This window comes from uncultured Campylobacter sp. (assembly GCF_938015785.1).
Taxonomy (GTDB): domain Bacteria; phylum Campylobacterota; class Campylobacteria; order Campylobacterales; family Campylobacteraceae; genus Campylobacter_B.
The window spans coordinates 21,559-41,076 of the sequence record NZ_CALLWC010000016.1 but is presented as its reverse complement, the minus strand read 5'-3'; the positions used below and the strand labels follow the sequence as shown (position 1 = coordinate 41,076).

The window sequence follows — 19,518 nt, the reverse complement described above, 5'->3', positions numbered from 1 at the left end:
ATCACACAAAATACTCGCGGGCGGCATCCTTGCTCTCAAAGGGGCTTGCGCTCAGCTCGCTGCCCTCTATGAGCAGGGCGTAGCTGCGCGCGGCATCCGTTTTGGCGTATGTCAGCGCCAGACTCGCCGCAAGCTCTCTATCCGCCTCGCTCGCGCCCCTGCTTATGAGGCTTAGCGCGCCCACGACGTCATCTTTAAATTTTATCTCGCTAAATTTCGGATTTTGCACTTCGGCAAGCTTTTTGTTATCGCTCTCATCTCGCCCGATTATGAGCTTCGCGCCCTCAGGCAGGCGCAGATGGCGACCGAATTTTAAAATTTCAGCGTCCGCGGGCGTTTCGATCTTTTCAAATTTTACCGCATCCTTGATCCGCTCGCTGAAGCTCTGCACGGTCAGCAGACAGCCTCCTGCGGGCGTTTCGTAATCCTCAAAGCCGAACTCCGCCGCCAGCTGCATCTGCCTAGCCCGCCCGCGCCCGCTGATATCAAGCAGCGCGCCCCTATCGACCCAGCCCTTGATCTCAGGCGTCGTGGGCGGCAGCAGTTTCGCGCACAGCGGACGCAGTATCAGCCCCTCCTCATCGCCGCTAAGCCCGCCGACCTGCGCTAGAGCCTGCGCGCGTTGGCTCATCGGGCGCTGTCCGAGCACCTCGCCAGTGATGATGAAGCTCGCCCCTTCGCTTTGCAGCATCGCAAGCGCGGTCTTAAACATATATCCGTGGCAGTCGATGCAGGGGTTAAAGTGCTTGCCGTAGCCGTATTTGGGCTCGAAAAGCACCTGCCGCAGATATTCGCTTCTGATATCGACGCTTTTAAAATCTGCCCCCGCGGCTGCGGCTCTGCGGCGCATAATCTCGCTCTTATCGTCCTTACCGCTAAATCCGATATCCATATTCAGCGCGAGCACCTCGATGCCTTGCGAGACGATGAGTTTGATCGCGAGCATGGAATCAAGCCCGCCGCTAAAGAGCGCCAATGCCTTCATTTCGTTCCTTTACTTGAGTTGATTGATCTTTTTTTGATACTCCAAGATACGCTCGATCTTGTCGGGCGCATCGGAGTTTTTGAGCTTTTGCATCAGATCTTGCAGGGCGTTGCGGCGTAAAATTTTGCACGCGTCGTTAAAAAGTGCCGCGCCGCCGATCGGCAAAATTTCATCGTCCAGTGCTAGAGCGCGCAGATTTTCAAGGGCTTTGCTTTCGGCGTTTTGAGTATTTTGGATACTTTGAGCGCTTTGAACATTTTGAGCGGCAGCTTTCTTTTCGCCTTGCTTTGCGACGTTGTTTGAGCTCCGTTTCTCGCCGTTATTTGCACCCTCTTGCTTCTCGCCGCCGTTTGCGCCCTGCTGCGCAGAATCTTTTAAATTTACGACGCTTGCGGAGCCCTGCCCGTTAAAATTTTGCTCGCTAGAATTCTCGCCGCTTTTTAAATTTACGCTCTCGCTACGGATAAAATTTTCTCCAGCGCCGTCTGCGGTAAAATTTTCGGAGGCGCTGTCTACATTACCGTCCTCGCCCGCGATGAAATTTTTAAAATCCCCGCCGCTGCGAGCGAAAGCCAAAAACGCCTCAAAAATATCGCCGTGCATGCGAAAATCACGCCGCTCCAAGCAGCCGAGCCCGAGCTGTGCCATCTCGCCATCAAGCAGCATAGATTTTATGATCTGAAGTTCCGCGATCTCCTTGCGGCGCAGTAGCGTCCGCCCACCCCTCGCCGAAGCCGCAGGCGGCGCAGAGCTCTCGTAGCGCGCCGTGTTTTGCGTGCGAACAAAATTTCCGCCGTTTAAGCTCCCGCTCGCACCGCCCCTGCCGTCTGCACCGCGCCCTTCGAAAGAGCCGAAATTTCCGCTTGCATTAAAATTTTGCGAGCCGAAATCCGCGCCGCCGTTAAAATTTCGCCCCTCAAAGTCCGCGCCGAAATTTTTACCGCCGTCAGCGAGATTGAACGAGCCCGGCGAGACGTTTAAAATTTGCGCCACTAAACTCTGATAGGACTCGGCGAGCACGGGGCCGAGCGCTGCGGTAAATTCTTTGATCTCATTTAGCGCCGCTTCTTTTTGCACGGGGCGGGCGAGGTCGTATTTTTTAGCGATTCTTCGGATCAGAAACTCCCCACTTTCCATGCCGCTAGCATAAATTTGCTCTAGCTCGCGTACCTTGCCCGCCGCGATCATATCCGCAGGATCGGCGCCGCCGCCGATTATAGCGACGCTTGAGTCGATCTTATTCAGGCACAAAAGCCGCGCCGATTTTATCGCCGCATTGATGCCCGCAGCGTCGCCGTCGAAGCTAAGCACGACGTTAAGCTCCGCGCGCTTTATAAGCGGCAGATGAGCAGGCGTCAGCGCCGTGCCGAGTACCGCTACGGCGTTATCGATGCCCGCTTGATGAAGCATGATAACGTCCATGTAGCCCTCGGTGATGATGAGGGTTTTTTTAGCGATCGCGCTTTTTTTCGCAAGGTCGAATGCGTAGAAAATTTTAGATTTATCAAACAGCGCGCACTGCGGCGAATTGACGTATTTGGCGGGGTTATCGCTTATCGTACGACCGCCGAAGCCCACAAGCTTGCTCGCGTGATTGTAGATCGGAAAGGTAATCCGCTCGATGAAGCTAGCATAAAGCCCGCGCTCGTTTTGCTTCACCGCGCCCGCATTTAGCGCGTCTTGCGGCGGAATTTCTTCGTTTTGCAAAACCCTGATCGTCTGCGCGCTAGCTCCAGCGTAGCCAAGGCCGAATTTGCGAATGCTTTGATCGCTCAGTCCGCGATCGTGCAGGTACTTCACGGCGACAGGATTTTGATAAAGGCAGCTTTGGTAGTAGGCATTTAAAATCCCGAGCACCTTCTTCTCTTCGCTGCGCTCCTGGACTTTGGCGCCGGTGTATTGCAGCGCGAAATTATACATCCCCGCAAGCTTTTCGACCGCTTCGGGAAAGCTTATCTTTTCGTAATCTTGGATAAATTTAATCGCGTTTCCGCCTGCTTTGCACGAAAAGCAGTGAAAAATTCCAAGCTTTGAACTCACGCTCATGCTCGGGTGCGAATCGTCGTGGAAAGGGCAGACGCCTACGAAATTTGCGCCGCTGCGCTTAAGCGGGACATATTTTTCTACGACGTCTACGATATCTACGGTGGCCAGCAGATTTTCTATGCTTTCGTTTTTAATCATAAGCGAAATTATACCCGCACTTTGCTATAATTGCCCTTTATTTTTGCGACGAGGTTTGATTTGGATAATTTTTTCTTAGACGATCGCGACCCGATTTTCGGGCTTATCATGCTGATAAGCATAATCTTGCTAGTGTCGATTCTAAGCTACATTTGGGGAGTTTTTTCTAAAAAAAACGAGAGGCAGAGTTTAGAGAATTTCATCAAAAAATTTGACACCCTAGACGCGCTTAGCTCGGAGCACAGGCAGCTTTTGGCAAGCCCGCAGATAGACATCCCGACGCTTGGAATTTTAGCTAGCTCTTTCGTCAAAAGCGGCGACTTCGAGCGCGCGATAGAAATTTATCTAATCGCGCTAGGCAAGGCTAGCGGCGGCGTGCAGAGGGAGTTTATCCTCACCAATCTCGGTATCGTATATTTCAAAGCGGGCTTTTTAGGGCGCGCCGAAGAGGTGTTTTTGCAGGCGCTGAAGCTGCGCCCGAGAAACAAAGAGGCTCTTACGCATCTTACGGTGATTTATGAGCGGCTGAAGCGCTTTAATGAGGCGCTTGAGGTGCTTGACGCGCTGCGCGAGCAGGACGCCGAAGTATATGCCCAAAGCCAGTTCGAGCGCGCCCAGATCATCGCAAACGACGCCAATACGCCGTTTAATAAAAAGATCGCTAAAATTTCAAAGCTAAATTTCAAAGGCGCGGGGCGGTTCTGCATGGAGCTTTTTATCAAAAACAAAGAGCCTATGGATGGCTTTGACCGCTTCCCGCCGATCGAGCAGGCTATCGATCTGATCTATGATTCCCCTGCGGCGGTAAATACGCAGGATGCGGAATACAACGCGCTTTTTTACGCGCTTGGAAAAAGCGATCAAAAGCCGCAGAGCGCGAGTAAAATTTTTGAGATCAATGCGCTTATGGCTATGAAGGACGCGGGCTTTGAGGACGCGGGGCTTAGCTTTAGCTACACCTGCGCGAAGTGCAAAAGCTCGGTGGGGCTCTTCTCGCACCGCTGCCCGGTCTGCTACGAGCTAGGCAGCATGGGGATTAGAGCGCAAATTTCGGAGAAAAGCGGTGAAATCGGTCAAACTTTTTAGCGACGGCAGCTGTCTCGGAAACCCTGGAGCGGGCGGCTGGGCTTACATCTTGCAATACGGCGACGCGATAAAAAAGGCAAGCGGCGCGGAAGCGATGACTACCAATAATCAAATGGAGCTAACGGCCGCTATAATGGGGCTTAGCGCGCTTAAGCAGCCCTGCCGCGTCGAGCTTTTTACCGATAGCGAATATGTCGTTAAAGCGGTAAATTCCTGGCTTGCAAAGTGGATCGTTACCGATTTTAAGGGCAAGAAAAACGCGGATCTGTGGCGCAGATACCTTGCGGCGGCAGCACCTCACGAGATCAAAGCCTCGTGGGTCAAGGGGCATGCGGGTCATCCGCAAAACGAGGAGTGCGACGCTATGGCTCGCGCGGCGGCGGAAGCGATAAAGGGCTAAAATTCTGCGGCGAAGCTTGCGGTTGCGCGGATTAAGCATAGATTTACCCGCGTTTGCTTTGCACGCAGAGCCGCTTCGGCGTAAATTTTATCGCTAAAGTCGGTTTTAGTGCGTTTGCTTACACAATCGGGCTTCGGTGCGCTCTATTCATTTGCGTCGTTCGCGCAAGCTCGCACTTATTTGTGCGTGGATTGGGTCTATGAGCGGACGAGCTTCGGCGGAGATTTCGTTAGCAGCGAGCAGGCTTTAGTGCGACTTATATTCTCGGCGGGTCTGTTTTTAGTGTAGATTTCGTTTGCGGCAAGTGGGCTTCGGCGCGGTTTGCGTTAGAATTGGCGGGCACGTTTAAATTTTATTCGCCGCAGATTGGCGCTAGCGCGTTTCATTCGGCGTTAATACAAATTTAGCGCGGGCTGTGCTTGCGCTCGTTCGCTTCGCTTGCGTAGGTTTTGTTCGCACCGGATGCCGTTTGCGTGCGAGCTGCCGCGGATTTTGTAAAATTTTATAAAAAAGGGCAAAGATGCAAAATTTAGAAAAATTACAAGAAAAACTGGGCTACAAATTTAAAAATTTAACCCACCTCAAGATCGCTCTTACGCACAAAAGCGCCAAAAACGGGCATAACAACGAGAGGCTGGAATTTTTAGGCGATGCGGTGATGGATCTGATCGTGGGCGAGTATCTTTTCAAAAAATTTAGTAGCGACGAGGGCGATCTGAGCAAGCTGCGCGCCGCACTCGTGAACGAAAGCAGCTTTTCTAAATTTGCAAAATTTTTGGGCATCGGCGAGAACCTGAATATGTCGCTGTCCGAGGAGCGCAACGGCGGGCGTGAGAAGCCATCGCTGCTTTCGGACGCCTTTGAGGCGATAATGGGCGCCGTCTATCTTGAGAGCGGGCTGCAAAACACCGCCCGCATCGCGACCGCAATCTTAGAAATCCTCTATCCGCGCATCAGCTTTAACGAGCTCGTGCGAGACTACAAAACCGCGCTGCAAGAGCTCACGCAGGCAAAATTCGGCGTCACGCCCGAATACGTCCTTTTAGGCTCGAGCGGCCCCGATCACAAAAAAAGCTTCGAAATGGCGGCGCTTGTTGGCGGCAGGCGGCTCTCATCCGCCGTGGGAGCTAGCAAAAAAGAAGCCGAGCAAAAATGCGCGCAAATCGCGATAGAGCTTTTACAAAACGGCGCCTCGCACGGCACTAGCGCGACAAATGGCGAGCAAACAGCATGCGGCGACGCACAAAGCGGCGCAAACCGCGCTCAGAACGGTGAAAAAGGCTCAAGAAATGGCGGCGGACGAGCGCGGGGCAGCACAAAGAGCGAGCATAATGATAGAGGCGGCAAAAAGAGCGACCGTGCCGGCACATCGGGCGGCACGCCGAGCGCTAAAAAAAGCAATGAGCGAAGCGTGCGCGATACGGATAAGCAAAGCAGCGGCGACCAAGGAGACGCACTATGAACACCTTCGGCGAGAGATTGCGCCTTAGCACCTTCGGCGAGAGCCACGGCGCGGCGATCGGCGGCGTTTTGGACGGCTTTCCGGCAGGCGTGGCGATCGAGATTTCAAATATCCAAAGCGAGCTTGACCGCCGCAAGCCGGGCGGCAAATACGCTACGCCGCGCAAAGAAGCCGACGAGATCGAAATTTTAAGCGGAATTTTTGACGGTCGCAGCACCGGCGCGCCGATCGGATTTATCATCCGCAATGCAAATCAGCACTCAAAGGACTACGAAAATCTCAAGGATATTTTCCGCCCCGCACACGCCGATTTTTCGTATTTTGCCAAATACGGACTGCGCGATCACCGAGGCGGCGGACGGGCAAGCGCGCGCGAAACCGCCGTACGCGTGGCCGCGGGAGCGTTTGCGCAAATTTTGCTAAATCACTTTAAAATTTCCGTAAAAAGTGGGGTTTACGGCGTGGGCGAAATTTACGCGGAAAATTTGGACTTCGACTTTGTGCAAAACAGCGAAATTTTCGCGCTCGATCCCGCTGTGGAGGGCGCACAGAAGGAACTAATCCTAAGCGTCAAAAATGCGGGCGATAGTATCGGCGGCTGCGTGATAACGCGCGTTACGGGCGTGCCTGCTGGGCTCGGCGAGCCGCTGTATGGTAAGCTGGATGCGACGCTTGCGGGCGCGATGATGGGCATAAACGGCGTAAAGGCCGTGCAGATCGGCGCGGGAGTGAAGGCAAGCACGCTAAAAGGCAGCGAAAATAACGATTTCATGGGCGCTAGCAAGGATGCGATCCGCACCAACGGCGGCAAGATCGGCGCAAGTTTCGCGAGCAACAACGCAGGCGGGATCCTAGGCGGCATAAGTAGCGGCGCACCTATCGAGATTGCGACGCATTTTAAGCCCACTCCGAGCATTTTCATGGCGCAGCACAGCGTGGACGTGCGCGGCGCAGACGCGATCTACGAGCTGCGCGGGCGGCACGATCCGTGTATCGCCGTGCGCGGCAGCGTCGTAGCCACCGCGATGGCGCGGCTGGCGATCGCCGATGCGCTGCTGCTAAACGCGAGCGCGACGCTGGGGAATTTAAAGCGAATTTACGGCGAGGATTAAATTTAGACGGGCGCCCTTAAATTTTGCGAAATTTAATGAAATTTTAAGGGCCGAGCGATGAAATTCCCGCGAGTGGGGCTGGCAAATTTTAAATTTACGCGGTAAGCCTATCGCGACAAGGAGGCAAAATGAGACTTGAGCGTATCGGCGAGGACTCGGCACTGATCGTGCGCATAGAGGCGATCAACGTCGCAGCCTTCCCCGAAATCGAGCGCATCAGCATAAAAAATTTTTTAAAAATGTCGCGTAAAGGACAGCTTGAAATCGCAGCGATTTTCGAAGATTTTACTGCCCTGGTCGCTGGCGGCGCTACGGGTAAAAATCGTGCGGCGGCGAGTGAAAATTTATGCGTGGGATCGCAAGATCGCGGCGAAGCTAGCCAAGATCGTGACGCTGCGGGTAAAAATTTCAATGCGAGCAACTGCGGCGCGGCAGAATTAGCCTCTTTGAGTTCCGAAAATCGCAGCGCGATAGGCAAAAAATCCAATGCGGCGTGTGAAAAATCCAGCTTGGAAAGTAAAAATCCCAGCGCGGAGGCAAGCGAAAATTCAAATGCGGCGGCGCAAAATTTAAGCGGCGAGGAGCTGGTGGGCTTTTTCGTCTATAGAACCGAGCAAACTTACAAGCGCGCGGTTTCGCACCACAAACAGCCGCCGCCGCGCCTAAATGCGGATAAAATTTTAAGATCCAAAGCCTATAGCGGTGCGGAATTTGACGGCGCAGATGATAAAATTTCAAGCGACGAAGTAAAATTTTCAGAAGCAAAATTTTTTAGCGTTACAAGCGGTAAAATCGCAGACCGAAAAACGCAGCCTTTTAGCGGCGATGAAATTTTAAATGCGAGCGCAGATAGCAAAATTTCAATCGCCGCGGACGGTTCTATTTGCGGTACGGGCGGCGAAATTTTATCAAGCGCCAGAAGGGGTGAAATTTCATCAAGCGCCGCAGAGGGCAAAATTTCGTCAGGTACCGCGGAAGGCGAAATTTCGCGCTACGATGAGAGCGAACCCTCAAGCGGCGGGGAGAGCGAGATTTTTTACGTGGCCTACCTCGGCATCGATGCGAAATTTCGCGGGCTGGGGATCGGCTCAAGGCTGCTCGCGCTCATCGCCGAGCAAAATCCGAGCGCGCAAATCGTCCTTGACGTCGAGCCGCCGCACGAGGACGCGCCCAACCTCGCGCAGCGCCTGCGCCGCATAGAATTCTACGGCAGGCACGGCTTTCGGCGCTGCGGCAAGTTTTTCAACTACGCGGGGCTAAGCTTCGAGATCCTTGCTAAGCCGCCGCTAAGCGCGTCGCAGCAGGGATTTGACGTAGCGAGCTTCGTGAAATTTATCGGCGCGGGTAATAAATTTAGATTTAAAATCACCGACACGCCGCTATATAAAAACTAATGCAAAAGCCCGAATTTAGCCTCATCTGCGACGATACATTTTATAGAATTTTCTCCGCCTCTATCCTTGCGTTTTTTTGCATTTTTATCTCTTTAGACATCGGCGGATCGGGGGAGCTGTTTTACACGGACAGCCCGCTACGCTCGCAGCAAGCCAAGCCCAGCCTGACGATCGTTTTTATGTTTTTGGCGTTACTTTATCTGCGAAGCGGTAGCAAAGAGGCGGCGCGCGTGGAATTTGACGAGCTTAAAATATCCTTTCGCAGAGGGCTAGACAAATACGATCTTATGCTTGGATGCGTCGATCTGATAGAGCCGTCGTTCGGCTTCGTGCGGACGTTTCGCGTGCCGTTTCTAAGCTACGAACGGTTTTTGAAACTGCAAGAAATTTTAAAATTCTTGCTTCTTTTCGCATACGTCGCAGGCGTGTTTTTGACGATCAAATTCGGCTTTGCCGAGGCTGCGATCTATGCAGCGGCGGGCATTTTTGCGATTTTGATCGCTTCAAAGCTCGTCGTCGCGCGAAGGCTAGACGGACGAGCGGGGCTACGACTGCGCGATTGCCTGCTACTGCGCGGGAGAGACGATACGGGCGCGGCGGTATTTTTTTGCATCCGTCCCAGCCGCGCCGAGCGCGAAGCTTTACGGATATATTTTTTGAAAAATTTCAGCTACGACATTAAGGCGTGAAATTTAGACCCGCTGGATGTCTGGGTAAAACTAAACGTAAACGAAGCGCAAAGGCGGATACTGCGCGAGTATTTTGCGGCGAGATTGGGGCTGGATTCGAGCAAAATTCTACTCACAGCAATCGTAGATGGGATCTCTCGGTACTCGAAGCAGTCGCAGATGAGATCGCTCGGCACCCGAAGCAATCCTCTAAGCAGCTTCAGATGAGTTGCTAGTGTCTGCTTGACTGAGATAACCACGGCTTGTCGCAACTCGCCTCGCCGCAAGCGCCTCTGCAAATATCCTGCGCTCTTAAACGCGTCGAAAGCGAGACGGTGATAAAATGCGCTTCGTCAAAAATCATACCGAAAAGGAATTTTATGAGGGATTACGACAAAGAGCCGATCAAAATCATAGACAGAGCGGTGTATTTCCAAGCAAATAGCCTATTTATCGCCTTAATATCTTTTTACGCTCTGTATAGATCCGACACTACAGCCATCAATCTCTTAAAATTTAACAACAAAGATTCGTTCCTGCTCCTTATAGCCGCAGTTTTATTTATCGCACAAATACAATGGTATGTAAAGTGCAGGCGCAAAATTTCGTATTTTGAGTTTTTTAACGATAAAATCTCTTACGAATTTGCGCACGATTCAGAGCGCAATAAATGTATCGATGCTTCAAATGCCGATAAGATAAACTTCTGCATCGTATCCGAGCTCATAGATAGCTTCGGTAGATTTCACTACTTTACCTCCTACGAGCTTTATAAAAAATCATCTATTGGAGTGCATATCGGCAAACTGGCGCTGTTTTTATACTATACGATAAATTTTATCTTGCTTGTTTTGCCGTTTAAAATTTTTATGTTGATTAAAAATAAAGAGCCGCTAAGTCTGCTAAATAAAAATGTCGTGATTAAATTTAAAAATCGTAACTATTTTTTGATAAACATCTACTCAAAGCGCGAACTGGATGAAATTTTGTGGTATTGCAAGGACAAAAATATAGCCATAGAGCAGAAAACAAATTTTATCCCGCATTGGCAAAATTTTACCTATTTCACTGACAAGAACGAAATTTGGAGCGATGATTTTAGCGATACGCAAATTCCAAAAGACACGTTTAAGCGAAAGCTTAGGCGGTTTTTTAGCTTGGATTGAAGAGCGATTCCGCCCGTTTCAGCGTAAAATTTAGACCCGCGGGGTAGAATTACAAAAATTTTTACATGGAGCAAACAATGAAAAATTTCTTTCTAGCCGCAATAGTTTGCGCGCTTTTTAACGGTTGCGCATATGAAGCGCAGTTTAATCAAAACGCCGATGTGGCGCCGTTTGACGACACTATAAGCGCGACCAACGCCATGCAAAGTGCGCTCATTTATATCCCTAGCGAGCTAATGGGGACGAAAAGCTACGCCGCAAGCTCGAAGTTAGGCAGAGACGATGAGCTTAAAATCGACGTTGGCGAGTTCGTCGCAGGCGAGGCAAAGCGCTTCTTCGGCACCTACCTAAGGCGCGTAAGCGTTACCGACGACGAAAAAGCGCTGCAAGGTAAAGGGCTCGTTATCGCGCCTGAGCTTAGCTCATTCGGCTTTGGCTTTTACAGCTCCGACGGCATCGATGTTTCGGCAAAGCCCTATGTGCGCTACAATCTACGCCTAAAAATGTTTAAAAACGGAAAGCCGATCTACAACCAAAATATCGCCGTAAACGAGCGCAACTTCGGCGAGGAGGAATTCTTCGGCGGCGGTCAGGGCTCATACGCGCAGATCGGCGGGATCTTTCAAAAATCGATGGCGAATGATTACGCCGTGCACGCTAGAGAAATTTTGGACGTAATCAACGATAACTAATCGCGCTTGCGCCTTTGTGCGTGGTAAGCGGCATCTGGTCGATTATTTTTGCCTGCCGTCTTGTGATAAAATTTGTCGCGGCGATCTTACGACACGCGCTTGCGGATCGTTGCGCCTAAGCTCTGCGATATAATTAGCATAGCTTTAAAATACTCAAATGCGCGCTTGCTTGTAAGATTTATCCCGCCTGCGACATTAAATCATTTTGATACCGAGTTTGCCAGCGCTCTAGGCATCAAATTTAATCCCGCAAGCTGGGTAAATTCCGTAAAATGCACTATGAAATTTAACTCAGCAGTTTATATTTAAGTGCGGCGAGCCGATAAATTCCGCACCTTGGCATACTGCCTAATTCCATTTTTTAGGGCTAAGCTCCGCAAATAAACTTTTCGCGTTCGCTGCTACGCTTGGATCAAATTATATGCTCGTGGCACCAAAAAATTCGCCCTAAATTTAAAGCACCGATTAATATTAATTTTTATATCATTACTAAATTTTTTAAGGAGAGAATTATGAAAAAGTTTTTATTGCTTCCGTTTGCTTTCGCGGCGCTTTTTGCGGCACCAAGCTGCGATAATGTCCAGCTCAAAGCGGCCGTGGAAGGTATCAATAAGAGTGCGCCGATGCGAGTCGACGAGATTACAACGTTAACTGGCGCTGAGTGCAAAGATGGCAGTTTCATCTACAACTACGAGCTAAATGACGGCATGGGGATGAAATTTGACAGTGTCGGAAATGATCAAAAAACCGTGATACAAAATGTCATAGATAGCCAAAATAAGCAAATTTTTTGCAACCAGATGAAGGTAATGCATCCGCTAATAAACAGCGCGATATGGAGCTATAAGATAAAAAGTGGCGAAGAATTTATAAGGGTAGAATTTAAGCCTAGCGACTGCAAGTAGCGCTTGCGCGAGATTTAAAATTTAGCGCGGCGTGAGCCTTTGCCTGCTCGCCCGCGCCGAATTCGCTTAAAATTTATCCGCTTCGCTTTCGATTTCGCCTGCGCAAAAGCAATATGCTAAAATCTCTGCTTGGCTTTTATCGCGCCGCCGCGTATAGCATGACGCGGATCGGCGTGTATTTCGTCACCACAAAGCGCTAAAACGCGCGAGTCCTTTTTAAGCCGCGATCTAATTTTGCGTCAGATTCTGCCAGCGGCGTTTTTCATTAAAATTTCACTATTTCACACGGAATTATATCTGTGCAGCAGCGCAAATACCGCGTAAAGCTTTAACGCGAAATTCTATAATTTGCGCGGAACTTTATTTGAAATAGCATCGTAGATTTTGAGTCAGAATTTTATGATTTATTACTACGCTGCACTTGCTGCGATAAAATCTTGCTAAATTTTATCCGCGACCTGCTCACATAAATTCTGCGTCAAAGCATGAGCCTGTTCACAAACTTGCAGATATGTCAGCCGCCAATGTGCCGCCACACAAAACGCGACTAATCAAATACCTCGCTTGGGTTTTAAAATTCACCGTTCGCAGCTATTTTTATCAAGCTTTAGCTGTATCGGCGGCAAGCCCTCTATTTCGTAATTTAACACCATCGTTTTGCCGAGCTCCCGCAGGCGCCGCGAAAATTCCGCGCTGCAAAAGCCGGCCTTCGCCTTAGCAAACAGCATCTCTTTTAAAATTTCCGCATCACCCGCATCCAGCGCACTGAGATCTAAATTTGACGAGCTATTTAGCGCGTAATCGTATATGAAGCTACCCTCTTCGCATGCGGCGCCTTTTAAAGTCGTAGCATCGTCGATCCTACGCGGCGCGCCCTCGTTTATCCGCGCTAGCGCATCTCGCACCTGCTTGCTTTCGCAGAAGTTTCGCTCTAGCTCGCCGCGTTTTTTCTCCGCATAAAATTCCATCGCCACATTTGCTAAAATTCCGATTCCAAAGAGCACTAGCAAAATTTTAATTGGCTTATTTAGCTGCGCGCTTAAGCTTCGCGCGTCCATCATCGTGCCCTTTCGCAGCACAGCAGCGTATGTCCGACGCCCAGCCCGTCGTGAATTTGCGAAATTTTAAGTCCCGCGCGCTGAGCAAATTTAATCATATCGTCCGAGTGATAAATTTTGCTATTGCCGTTTGCCATCGCGGCGAAATACACGCTGATCTGCGTCATACTATACGCGGCGGTTTCGTAGCGCTGCCTATCCCAAAACGGCTCCAAAATATAAAGCCGCGCCTGCTCGCTCATCGACTCCGCCGCGCGCGAGAGGATGCTTACGATCTGCTCCTCTGCAAAGCAGTCCAGAAACTGACTAAGCCAGATCGCATCAAAGCCGCGCGGAAAGCGCGTGGCGGGATCAAGCAGATCGGCTGCAAGCCCGTCTATGCGCTCCGCGCCCTGCGCGCCTGCGACGGCGTCTTTCATCATCGAAATTTGCCCTGCAAGATCCATTATTGTGACGCGCACATTTTCGTCGTAGCCTACGCACCGCTTGGCAAAGCGCCCCGTGTTGCCGCCTACGTCTAAAATTTTATCCGTCTTGCGCGAGAAAATGATCTTTAGCGCGGGCTCAAACGCCAAATCCGAATAAAAATGATCAAACGCGAGCCAGCTTTTGCGCACGTGCGGCGGCAGATGCGAAAGTGCCTCGTAGATCGTAGCCCACTGCCCAAAAACCTTTAGCCCCTCTGGTTTGCCTGATTTTAGCGTCTCTTCGAGCCTAAATAGCCCCTCGTAGCACACGTCGTGGATGAAGTCCATATCCACGCCGACGAGCTCGTCGGTGAGTAGAAAATACCCCGCCTTGCTAAGCCGAAATTTCTCGCCGCTAAGTAGCACCGTGCCGATGCTAAGCGAGCTTTCCAAAAGCAGCTTTACGGCGTATTCGCTAAGCGAGAGCTTCTTCGCGATCTCTTCTATGCTTAGCCCGTCACGTGCCTCATTAAGCGCGCTTAAAATTCCAAATTTTTTCATCAGTCGCGAGACCTGAAAGACCACCGGCGCAAAGGCGATCTCATTCGCCGTCCGCTGTGCCTCACCCGCGCTTTGATGCTCGGTGCCGTAGCGGTCTAAAAGCTGTTTGGGAAGTTTCATTTTTAATCCTGCTTATGTAAATTTCGCAAAATTTTAGCAAAAAATTCTAACTTTTCTTGCGCCCGCTAAGAATTTGCGCATATCTTAGAATTCTGCGATGAAATTTTAAAATTCCGTCTTAAAATTTAAGTCGTTTTGCAGCTGTATGTTTATTGAGATAGATTTTATTTTGAGATCCTAAAAAATTTTAAATCTCGCCGCACAAGATTTGCGGGCGAGAAAAAAGGCTAAAGCGCGGTAAATTCCTAAAAAACGCGCTTGCCGCTTCGCGCGCCGACTTTGGAATTTTGTGCGCTGTAAATTTAACGCCTTAAAGCCGTTTTAATTTATTCGATCCACTTTACCACATCATCCATGCTGCGGCGGATCTTTTGCGGCTGTGGATTTACGCGGTAGCCGAAAGGCACGAGTAGCGCCACGCGACGCTCATTCCATTTTAGATTCAAAATCTCTCCGAGCGCTGCGCGATCAAAGCCCTCCATTGGGCAGCTGTCGATACCGCGGCTTGCGGCCTCGTTCATCATCGCAAGTGCTGCAAACATGCACTGCGCGTGCGACCAATTAAATAGCTCCTCATCGTCGTTGTGAAAATAACCGCTTAAAAAATCTTGATAAAATTTATGCCTGTCGCCGATATATTTGGGCGCTTCATCTTTTTTACGCGTAATCATTCGCTTGATATAATCACTTCCTAGCTTTATGTCCTTGATCTTTGCTAAAATCACGACCAGATGTGAGCAAGAGGTGATCTGCGGCTGATTCCACGATTTTTCGCGGATCTGCTCGCGCAACGCCTTGTTTTGCACAACCAAAAAGTCCCATTGCTCTAGCCCCGTAGAACTAGGTGCTAAGATGCCTGCCTGCAAAATGGCGTCAAAATCTGCTTTGCCGATTTTTTTGTTCTCGTCAAAAATTTTGCACGCGTGGCGAAATTTCATAATCTCTAAATGTGTCATAGTCTCTCCTTAATTAGAATTTTTGTAAATCAAATACCCGCCATCTTTGGGTCTGATGCTGAGGTTGCCCTCGCGCGAGCGCACGCCGATGCGGTAGTAGCCGTCCTCTTTAGTGACATTGATGTCGCTAAAGCCGCCGATATTTACAGCAAAGCTCGCGCCGCTAAGCGGGATATCTTGCCGCCAAAACTCCGCTTCAAGCGTGCCAGAAGCATTTGCGTCAGAGCTTTTGAAATCGTCTGCGGTGATGAGCTGCACGCTGTCTTTGCGGATGACAAATTTTAGTCCATCGTCAAATTTAAGCGTCTCTAGCGGTAGCTCCAGGCGCGGCGCGAAGCTAGGCGTGATGCCACTTTGCGAGGCCTGCTTTTGTAAATTTGGATCAGTCGAAGTAACCGAGACGTCCAGTGCCCTATGTAGCGCGGGTTTGGCGCTAGCGCTTAGCACGAAGTCATCGTGCCAATCAATCGAGCGATTGATATCAACGATCTTTTCGTGCAGGACCCCGTCGTCGTCCCTATATCGCACAATTAAGCTTTCGATCGTAAGGGCGTCGGAGGGAAGCGCAAAGGTTTGCTGCGTAAAATTTTTAGGCGCGGGAGTATTTTGCGACGTGGCGGCGGAACTTTGCGTCGGATTGGAATTTTGCGGAGCAGATTGCGCGTTTTGTTGCGCAGTGGAATTTTGCACTGTAGAATTTTGCGCTGTAGAATTCTGTGCCGCCCTAAAATTTTGCGCTATCGTAGAATTTGGCTCGCTTACTTCCGGCAAGATCGGTAACTCATCAGGAGGCGGAAGCATTGCAACTGAAGGCTGCGCAGAAGAGTTCAGCTCCGTTTTTATGACCTGCAAAGGAGCGCCGATGCCCACTTTGGGGCCAGGAGCTTTTTTTTCGGTCTGCGAGAGCTGTGCGCTCACGGCTTTTTTGGCGGCGCTTGCTTTAATACTGGAATTAGCTTCTGTGGCGCTTTTTTGCATTGCTGCGATAGGACTTTTAGATGTTTCAGGTCTCATTACAGCTTGCTTTTTAGCGTTTGGGCTTTGTGCACCTGTTTTTGGCTCTTTAATCGCCAAATCGGTAGAATTTTGCTCTTTTACCGCGACGATGCTAGGTTTCGTAGCGTTTGAATTTGCGCCATTTAAATTCTCAGCGTTTAAAAAAGCGCAAAGACCTAAAATTAGCAAAGAAATTTTTCTCATTTTTTAAGGTCCGGATCGAGCGAGCGACGCTCTAAATAAAGCTTTTGCATCTCAGCGTTTTCCTCTTTTAGCCGCTCGACGTCGGTGAATAAAAACGCCTTTTCTTTTTGCAGCTGGCGCAGCACTTCAAACGATCGCTTGCCAAACAGCACATCACCCACGAAGATGCCTGCAAAAACAACGCAGACGATCAGCGCAAGAGCTGCAAAAATCTGCTTAAGCGGCGAAAACGGATTGATAAAATTCAGCCGTTCTTTTAAATTTTTACGCTTTTTTAAAGCTTTTTTAGCTGTGGGGGCTGCATTTTGCGGCGCAAAAGAAAATCCTTGCGTGGCAGAATTTATGTCTTGCGCCATAAAGCCCGTGCCTTGAGAGCTGCAGTCTACGCTCTGAGCCACAAAATCCGCGTCGTTTGGGAAGTGGTTTTCTTTCGCGTATAATTCTGCATTCTTTAAATCACCACTCCCAATAAATTCTGCGCCGTAAAAGCCCGCATCTGCTTGCACGCTGCCTTCGTAGTTTCCGCTTGCAGCGGAGCTTTTGCCACTTAAATTAGAGCTGCTGCTTGTGGCATCAGAGGCAGAGCCTGTTTCGTCTACGCCGTGTGAGGTTCCGTTGCGATTTTTGCGGAAGCCAGCCCCTACTGCGCTAAAACCTCCGCCAAAATTTTCATCGCTATAAAATTCATCATCGTCAAAAAAATCGTCCTCGTCAAAGTCTGCGTCTGAATATCTGCCTTGCGTGTCCGTATAATTCGCTCCGTCCGTATAGGGGCGTTGCGCACCGCCTTTTAAGCCCCGCTTGGACTTTTTTTTAAAAAACATTTTAAATTCGGTTTCCTAAAAACTCGTCCGTCTCGCGCTCGATCTCAAGCAGGCGGTTGTATTTGGCGTTGCGTTCGCTTCTTGAGGTCGCGCCAGTTTTGATTTGGCCCGTATTCATCGCGACGGCGAAGTCCGCGATAAAGCTATCCTCGCTCTCGCCGCTTCTGTGGCTCATCACGCAGCGATAGCCTTTGCGCTGCGCTAGGCGGATCGTCTGCATAGTTTGGCTAACGGTGCCGATTTGATTTGGTTTGATTAGGATCGCGTTAGCTACGCCTTTAGCGATGCCTTCGCGCAAAATTTTCTCATTCGTTACAAATAGATCGTCGCCCACGAGCTGCACTTTAGAGCCAAGCTTGCTAGTTAGCTTCGCCCAGCCCGCCCAGTCGTCCTCGCTTAGGCCGTCTTCGATCGAAAATATCGGATACTTATCGCAAAGCTGCGCGTATCGCTCTATCAGCTCTTCGCTGCTAAATTCCTTGCCTTCAAGCTTATATTTGCCGTTTTCGTACAGCTCGCTAGCCGCGACATCAAGGGCTAGCTTGATCTGCTCGCCTGCCTTGTAGCCCGCTTTTTCGATAGCCTGCATGATTAGTTTGATCGGCTCTTCGTTATCGTTTAAATTTGGCGCAAATCCGCCCTCGTCGCCCACTGCCGTGCTGTGGCCTGCCGCGTTTAGAAGGCCTTTTAGCGTGTGGTAAATTTCAGTCGCCGCTCTCAGCGCATCGCTAAATTTATCAAATCCAAACGGCATAATCATAAATTCTTGAAAATCCACGCTGTTGTTCGCGTGCGCGCCGCCGTTGATGATATTAAACATCGGCACCGGCAGTACGCTAGCGTTCGCGCCGCCCAGGTAGCGATACAAAGGCACGTCAAGGCTTTTTGCAGCCGCGCGCGCTACCGCCATAGATACGCCAAGCACGGCGTTCGCGCCTAAATTTGAGTAATTATCGGTGCCGTCAAGCTCGCGCATCTCATCGTCAAGCGCCTTTTGACCAAAAGCATCCAGTCCGATCACGGCTTCGGCGATCTGCGAATTTACGTTTTCTACCGCCTTTAGCACGCCCTTGCCGCAGTATCTATCGCCCCCGTCGCGAAGCTCCAGCGCCTCGCGTTTGCCAGTACTTGCGCCGCTTGGCACTATCGCGCTTGCTACGGTGCCATCGCTTAGGGCCACGGTCGCTTTCACGGTCGGGTTGCCACGGCTGTCAAGTACTTCTATCGCATAAACATCTTCGATATAAATCATCATTCATCTCCACTTTGTAAATTTTCTTCATCGTCCGCGTCTGCGCTGAAATTTACGCTACCCATCTGCTCGCGGATCTTTGCAGTGATCTCTTCGGCGACAGCAGGGTTATTCTCTAGATAAATTTTAGCATTTTCGCGTCCTTGACCCAGCTTAGTGTCGCCGTAGCTGAACCATGCGCCGCTTTTATCGACGATGTCGAGCTTGACGCCGTAATCGATCAACTCGCCCACCTTGCTGATACCCTTGCCGAACATTATGTCAAATTCCGCGATTTTAAACGGCGGCGCCACCTTATTTTTCACGACTTTGACCTTGGCGCGGTTGCCGATGCTCTCTTCATTTTGTTTTAAAGTAGCGATCTTGCGTATATCGATGCGCACCGAAGCGTAAAATTTAAGCGCATTGCCGCCAGTCGTCGTCTCGGGCGTGCCGTAGCCCATCGCGCCAATCTTCATACGGATTTGGTTGATAAAGATCACTGTCGTATTCATCTTATGCACGACGCCCGCGAGTTTGCGCAGCGCCTGGCTCATAAGTCGCGCCTGAAGCCCCACGTGCTGATCGCCCATGTCGCCCTCGATCTCGTTTTTCGGGGTGAGCGCGGCGACGCTATCTACGACGATAAGATCGATCGCGCCGCTCTTTGCTAAGGTTTCTACGATGTCAAGAGCCTGTTCGCCGAAGTCGGGCTGGCTGACGTAGAGATTGTCGGTATCGACGCCTAAATTTGAAGCGTATTTGACATCCAGCGCGTGCTCAGCGTCCACAAATGCGCAAATTCCGCCGGCCTTTTGGCACTCGGCGATGATATGAAGCGTAAGCGTCGTCTTGCCCGAGCTCTCAGGCCCGTAAACCTCGATGATACGTCCCTTCGGCACGCCGCCGATGCCAAGCGCGATGTCAAGCCCCACAGAGCCCGTAGAGATGGCGTCTATCGGCTCGACCTGCTTATCGCCTAGCCGCACGAGCGTGCCCTTGCCGAAAGCTTTGTCGATCGATTTTAGCGCCGCATCCAGCGTCTTTTTCTTTCCCTCGTCCATGTTTTTCCTTAAAAATAAATTCACTTGATTTTACCAAATTTGA

At 50.4% G+C, this 19,518-nt stretch carries 19 protein-coding genes and 1 pseudogene; 10 read left to right on the top strand and 10 right to left on the bottom strand.

Annotation, left to right across the window (positions count from 1 at the left end; translation table 11 throughout):
• Position 1: 1 nt before the first annotated feature.
• Both Q0393_RS02125 and dnaG read right to left on the bottom strand, forming a co-directional pair.
• Positions 2–985, bottom strand: a complete 984-nt coding sequence (locus Q0393_RS02125; RefSeq protein WP_298977523.1) for an argininosuccinate synthase domain-containing protein — start codon at positions 983–985, stop codon at positions 2–4.
• 9 nt (positions 986–994) lie between these two features.
• Positions 995–3,169: a DNA primase gene (gene dnaG, locus Q0393_RS02120; RefSeq protein WP_298977521.1), complete on the bottom strand. Its 2,175-nt coding sequence runs from the start codon at positions 3,167–3,169 to the stop codon at positions 995–997.
• 60 nt (positions 3,170–3,229) lie between these two features.
• Between dnaG and Q0393_RS02115 the strand changes: the two genes are divergently transcribed.
• From Q0393_RS02115 to Q0393_RS02085, 7 genes and pseudogenes are all read left to right on the top strand, one after another.
• Positions 3,230–4,255, top strand: coding sequence for a tetratricopeptide repeat protein (locus Q0393_RS02115; protein WP_298977520.1), 1,026 nt, complete (start codon positions 3,230–3,232; stop codon positions 4,253–4,255).
• Positions 4,233–4,655: a ribonuclease HI gene (rnhA, locus tag Q0393_RS02110; protein ID WP_298977518.1), complete on the top strand. Its 423-nt coding sequence runs from the start codon at positions 4,233–4,235 to the stop codon at positions 4,653–4,655. The genes Q0393_RS02115 and rnhA overlap by 23 nt, the downstream gene beginning before the upstream one ends.
• Before the next feature lie 108 nt (positions 4,656–4,763).
• A complete protein-coding gene (locus tag Q0393_RS02105) occupies positions 4,764–4,943 on the top strand; it encodes a hypothetical protein (RefSeq protein ID WP_298977515.1) in 180 nt (59 codons plus the stop codon).
• 232 nt (positions 4,944–5,175) lie between these two features.
• Positions 5,176–5,838, top strand: a pseudogene (gene rnc / locus Q0393_RS02100) (ribonuclease III); the annotation flags it as partial.
• Positions 5,839–6,113: 275 nt separating this feature from the next.
• Entirely contained in the window at positions 6,114–7,229 is a 1,116-nt protein-coding gene (gene aroC, locus Q0393_RS02095; protein ID WP_298977513.1) for a chorismate synthase, read from the top strand.
• 128 nt (positions 7,230–7,357) lie between these two features.
• Positions 7,358–8,623: an N-acetyltransferase gene (locus Q0393_RS02090; RefSeq protein ID WP_298977510.1), complete on the top strand. Its 1,266-nt coding sequence runs from the start codon at positions 7,358–7,360 to the stop codon at positions 8,621–8,623.
• On the top strand, positions 8,623–9,312 hold the full coding sequence (locus Q0393_RS02085) for a hypothetical protein (protein ID WP_298977509.1): 690 nt from the start codon (positions 8,623–8,625) through the stop codon (positions 9,310–9,312). The genes Q0393_RS02090 and Q0393_RS02085 overlap by 1 nt, the downstream gene beginning before the upstream one ends.
• Here Q0393_RS02085 and Q0393_RS02080 read toward each other — a convergent pair.
• Entirely contained in the window at positions 9,294–9,563 is a 270-nt protein-coding gene (locus Q0393_RS02080; protein WP_298977507.1) for a hypothetical protein, read from the bottom strand. The two genes, Q0393_RS02085 and Q0393_RS02080, sit on opposite strands and share 19 nt — an antisense overlap.
• A gap of 108 nt (positions 9,564–9,671) precedes the next feature.
• Here Q0393_RS02080 and Q0393_RS02075 point away from each other — a divergent pair, with 108 nt between their 5' ends.
• The 3 genes from Q0393_RS02075 to Q0393_RS02065 all read left to right on the top strand — a co-directional run bounded on the left by Q0393_RS02075 (position 9,672) and on the right by Q0393_RS02065 (position 12,054).
• On the top strand, positions 9,672–10,457 hold the full coding sequence (locus Q0393_RS02075; RefSeq protein ID WP_298977504.1) for a hypothetical protein: 786 nt from the start codon (positions 9,672–9,674) through the stop codon (positions 10,455–10,457).
• A 77-nt stretch (positions 10,458–10,534) separates the two neighbouring features.
• Positions 10,535–11,149 (top strand): hypothetical protein, encoded by a 615-nt coding sequence (locus Q0393_RS02070; RefSeq protein ID WP_298977502.1) that lies wholly within the window; start codon positions 10,535–10,537, stop codon positions 11,147–11,149.
• Between the two features lie 512 nt (positions 11,150–11,661).
• Entirely contained in the window at positions 11,662–12,054 is a 393-nt protein-coding gene (locus Q0393_RS02065) for a hypothetical protein (RefSeq protein WP_295150746.1), read from the top strand.
• A gap of 578 nt (positions 12,055–12,632) precedes the next feature.
• Here Q0393_RS02065 and Q0393_RS02060 read toward each other — a convergent pair.
• The 7 genes from Q0393_RS02060 to recA all read right to left on the bottom strand — a co-directional run bounded on the left by Q0393_RS02060 (position 12,633) and on the right by recA (position 19,475).
• On the bottom strand, positions 12,633–13,112 hold the full coding sequence (locus Q0393_RS02060) for a hypothetical protein (RefSeq protein ID WP_298977500.1): 480 nt from the start codon (positions 13,110–13,112) through the stop codon (positions 12,633–12,635).
• Complete coding sequence (locus tag Q0393_RS02055; RefSeq protein WP_298977498.1) at positions 13,112–14,200, bottom strand: methyltransferase; 1,089 nt, start codon at positions 14,198–14,200, stop codon at positions 13,112–13,114. The genes Q0393_RS02060 and Q0393_RS02055 overlap by 1 nt, the downstream gene beginning before the upstream one ends.
• Before the next feature lie 326 nt (positions 14,201–14,526).
• Positions 14,527–15,156, bottom strand: coding sequence for an NAD(P)H-dependent oxidoreductase (locus Q0393_RS02050; RefSeq protein ID WP_298977496.1), 630 nt, complete (start codon positions 15,154–15,156; stop codon positions 14,527–14,529).
• Between the two features lie 9 nt (positions 15,157–15,165).
• Positions 15,166–16,356: a hypothetical protein gene (locus Q0393_RS02045; protein ID WP_298977495.1), complete on the bottom strand. Its 1,191-nt coding sequence runs from the start codon at positions 16,354–16,356 to the stop codon at positions 15,166–15,168.
• Complete coding sequence (locus tag Q0393_RS02040) at positions 16,353–17,180, bottom strand: hypothetical protein (protein ID WP_298977494.1); 828 nt, start codon at positions 17,178–17,180, stop codon at positions 16,353–16,355. The genes Q0393_RS02045 and Q0393_RS02040 overlap by 4 nt, the downstream gene beginning before the upstream one ends.
• Position 17,181: 1 nt before the next feature.
• Positions 17,182–18,432: a phosphopyruvate hydratase gene (eno, locus tag Q0393_RS02035; protein WP_298977543.1), complete on the bottom strand. Its 1,251-nt coding sequence runs from the start codon at positions 18,430–18,432 to the stop codon at positions 17,182–17,184.
• Complete coding sequence (gene recA, locus Q0393_RS02030) at positions 18,432–19,475, bottom strand: recombinase RecA (RefSeq protein ID WP_297897512.1); 1,044 nt, start codon at positions 19,473–19,475, stop codon at positions 18,432–18,434. Before recA ends, eno begins: the two co-directional genes overlap by 1 nt.
• Between the last annotated feature and the right edge of the window lie 43 nt (positions 19,476–19,518).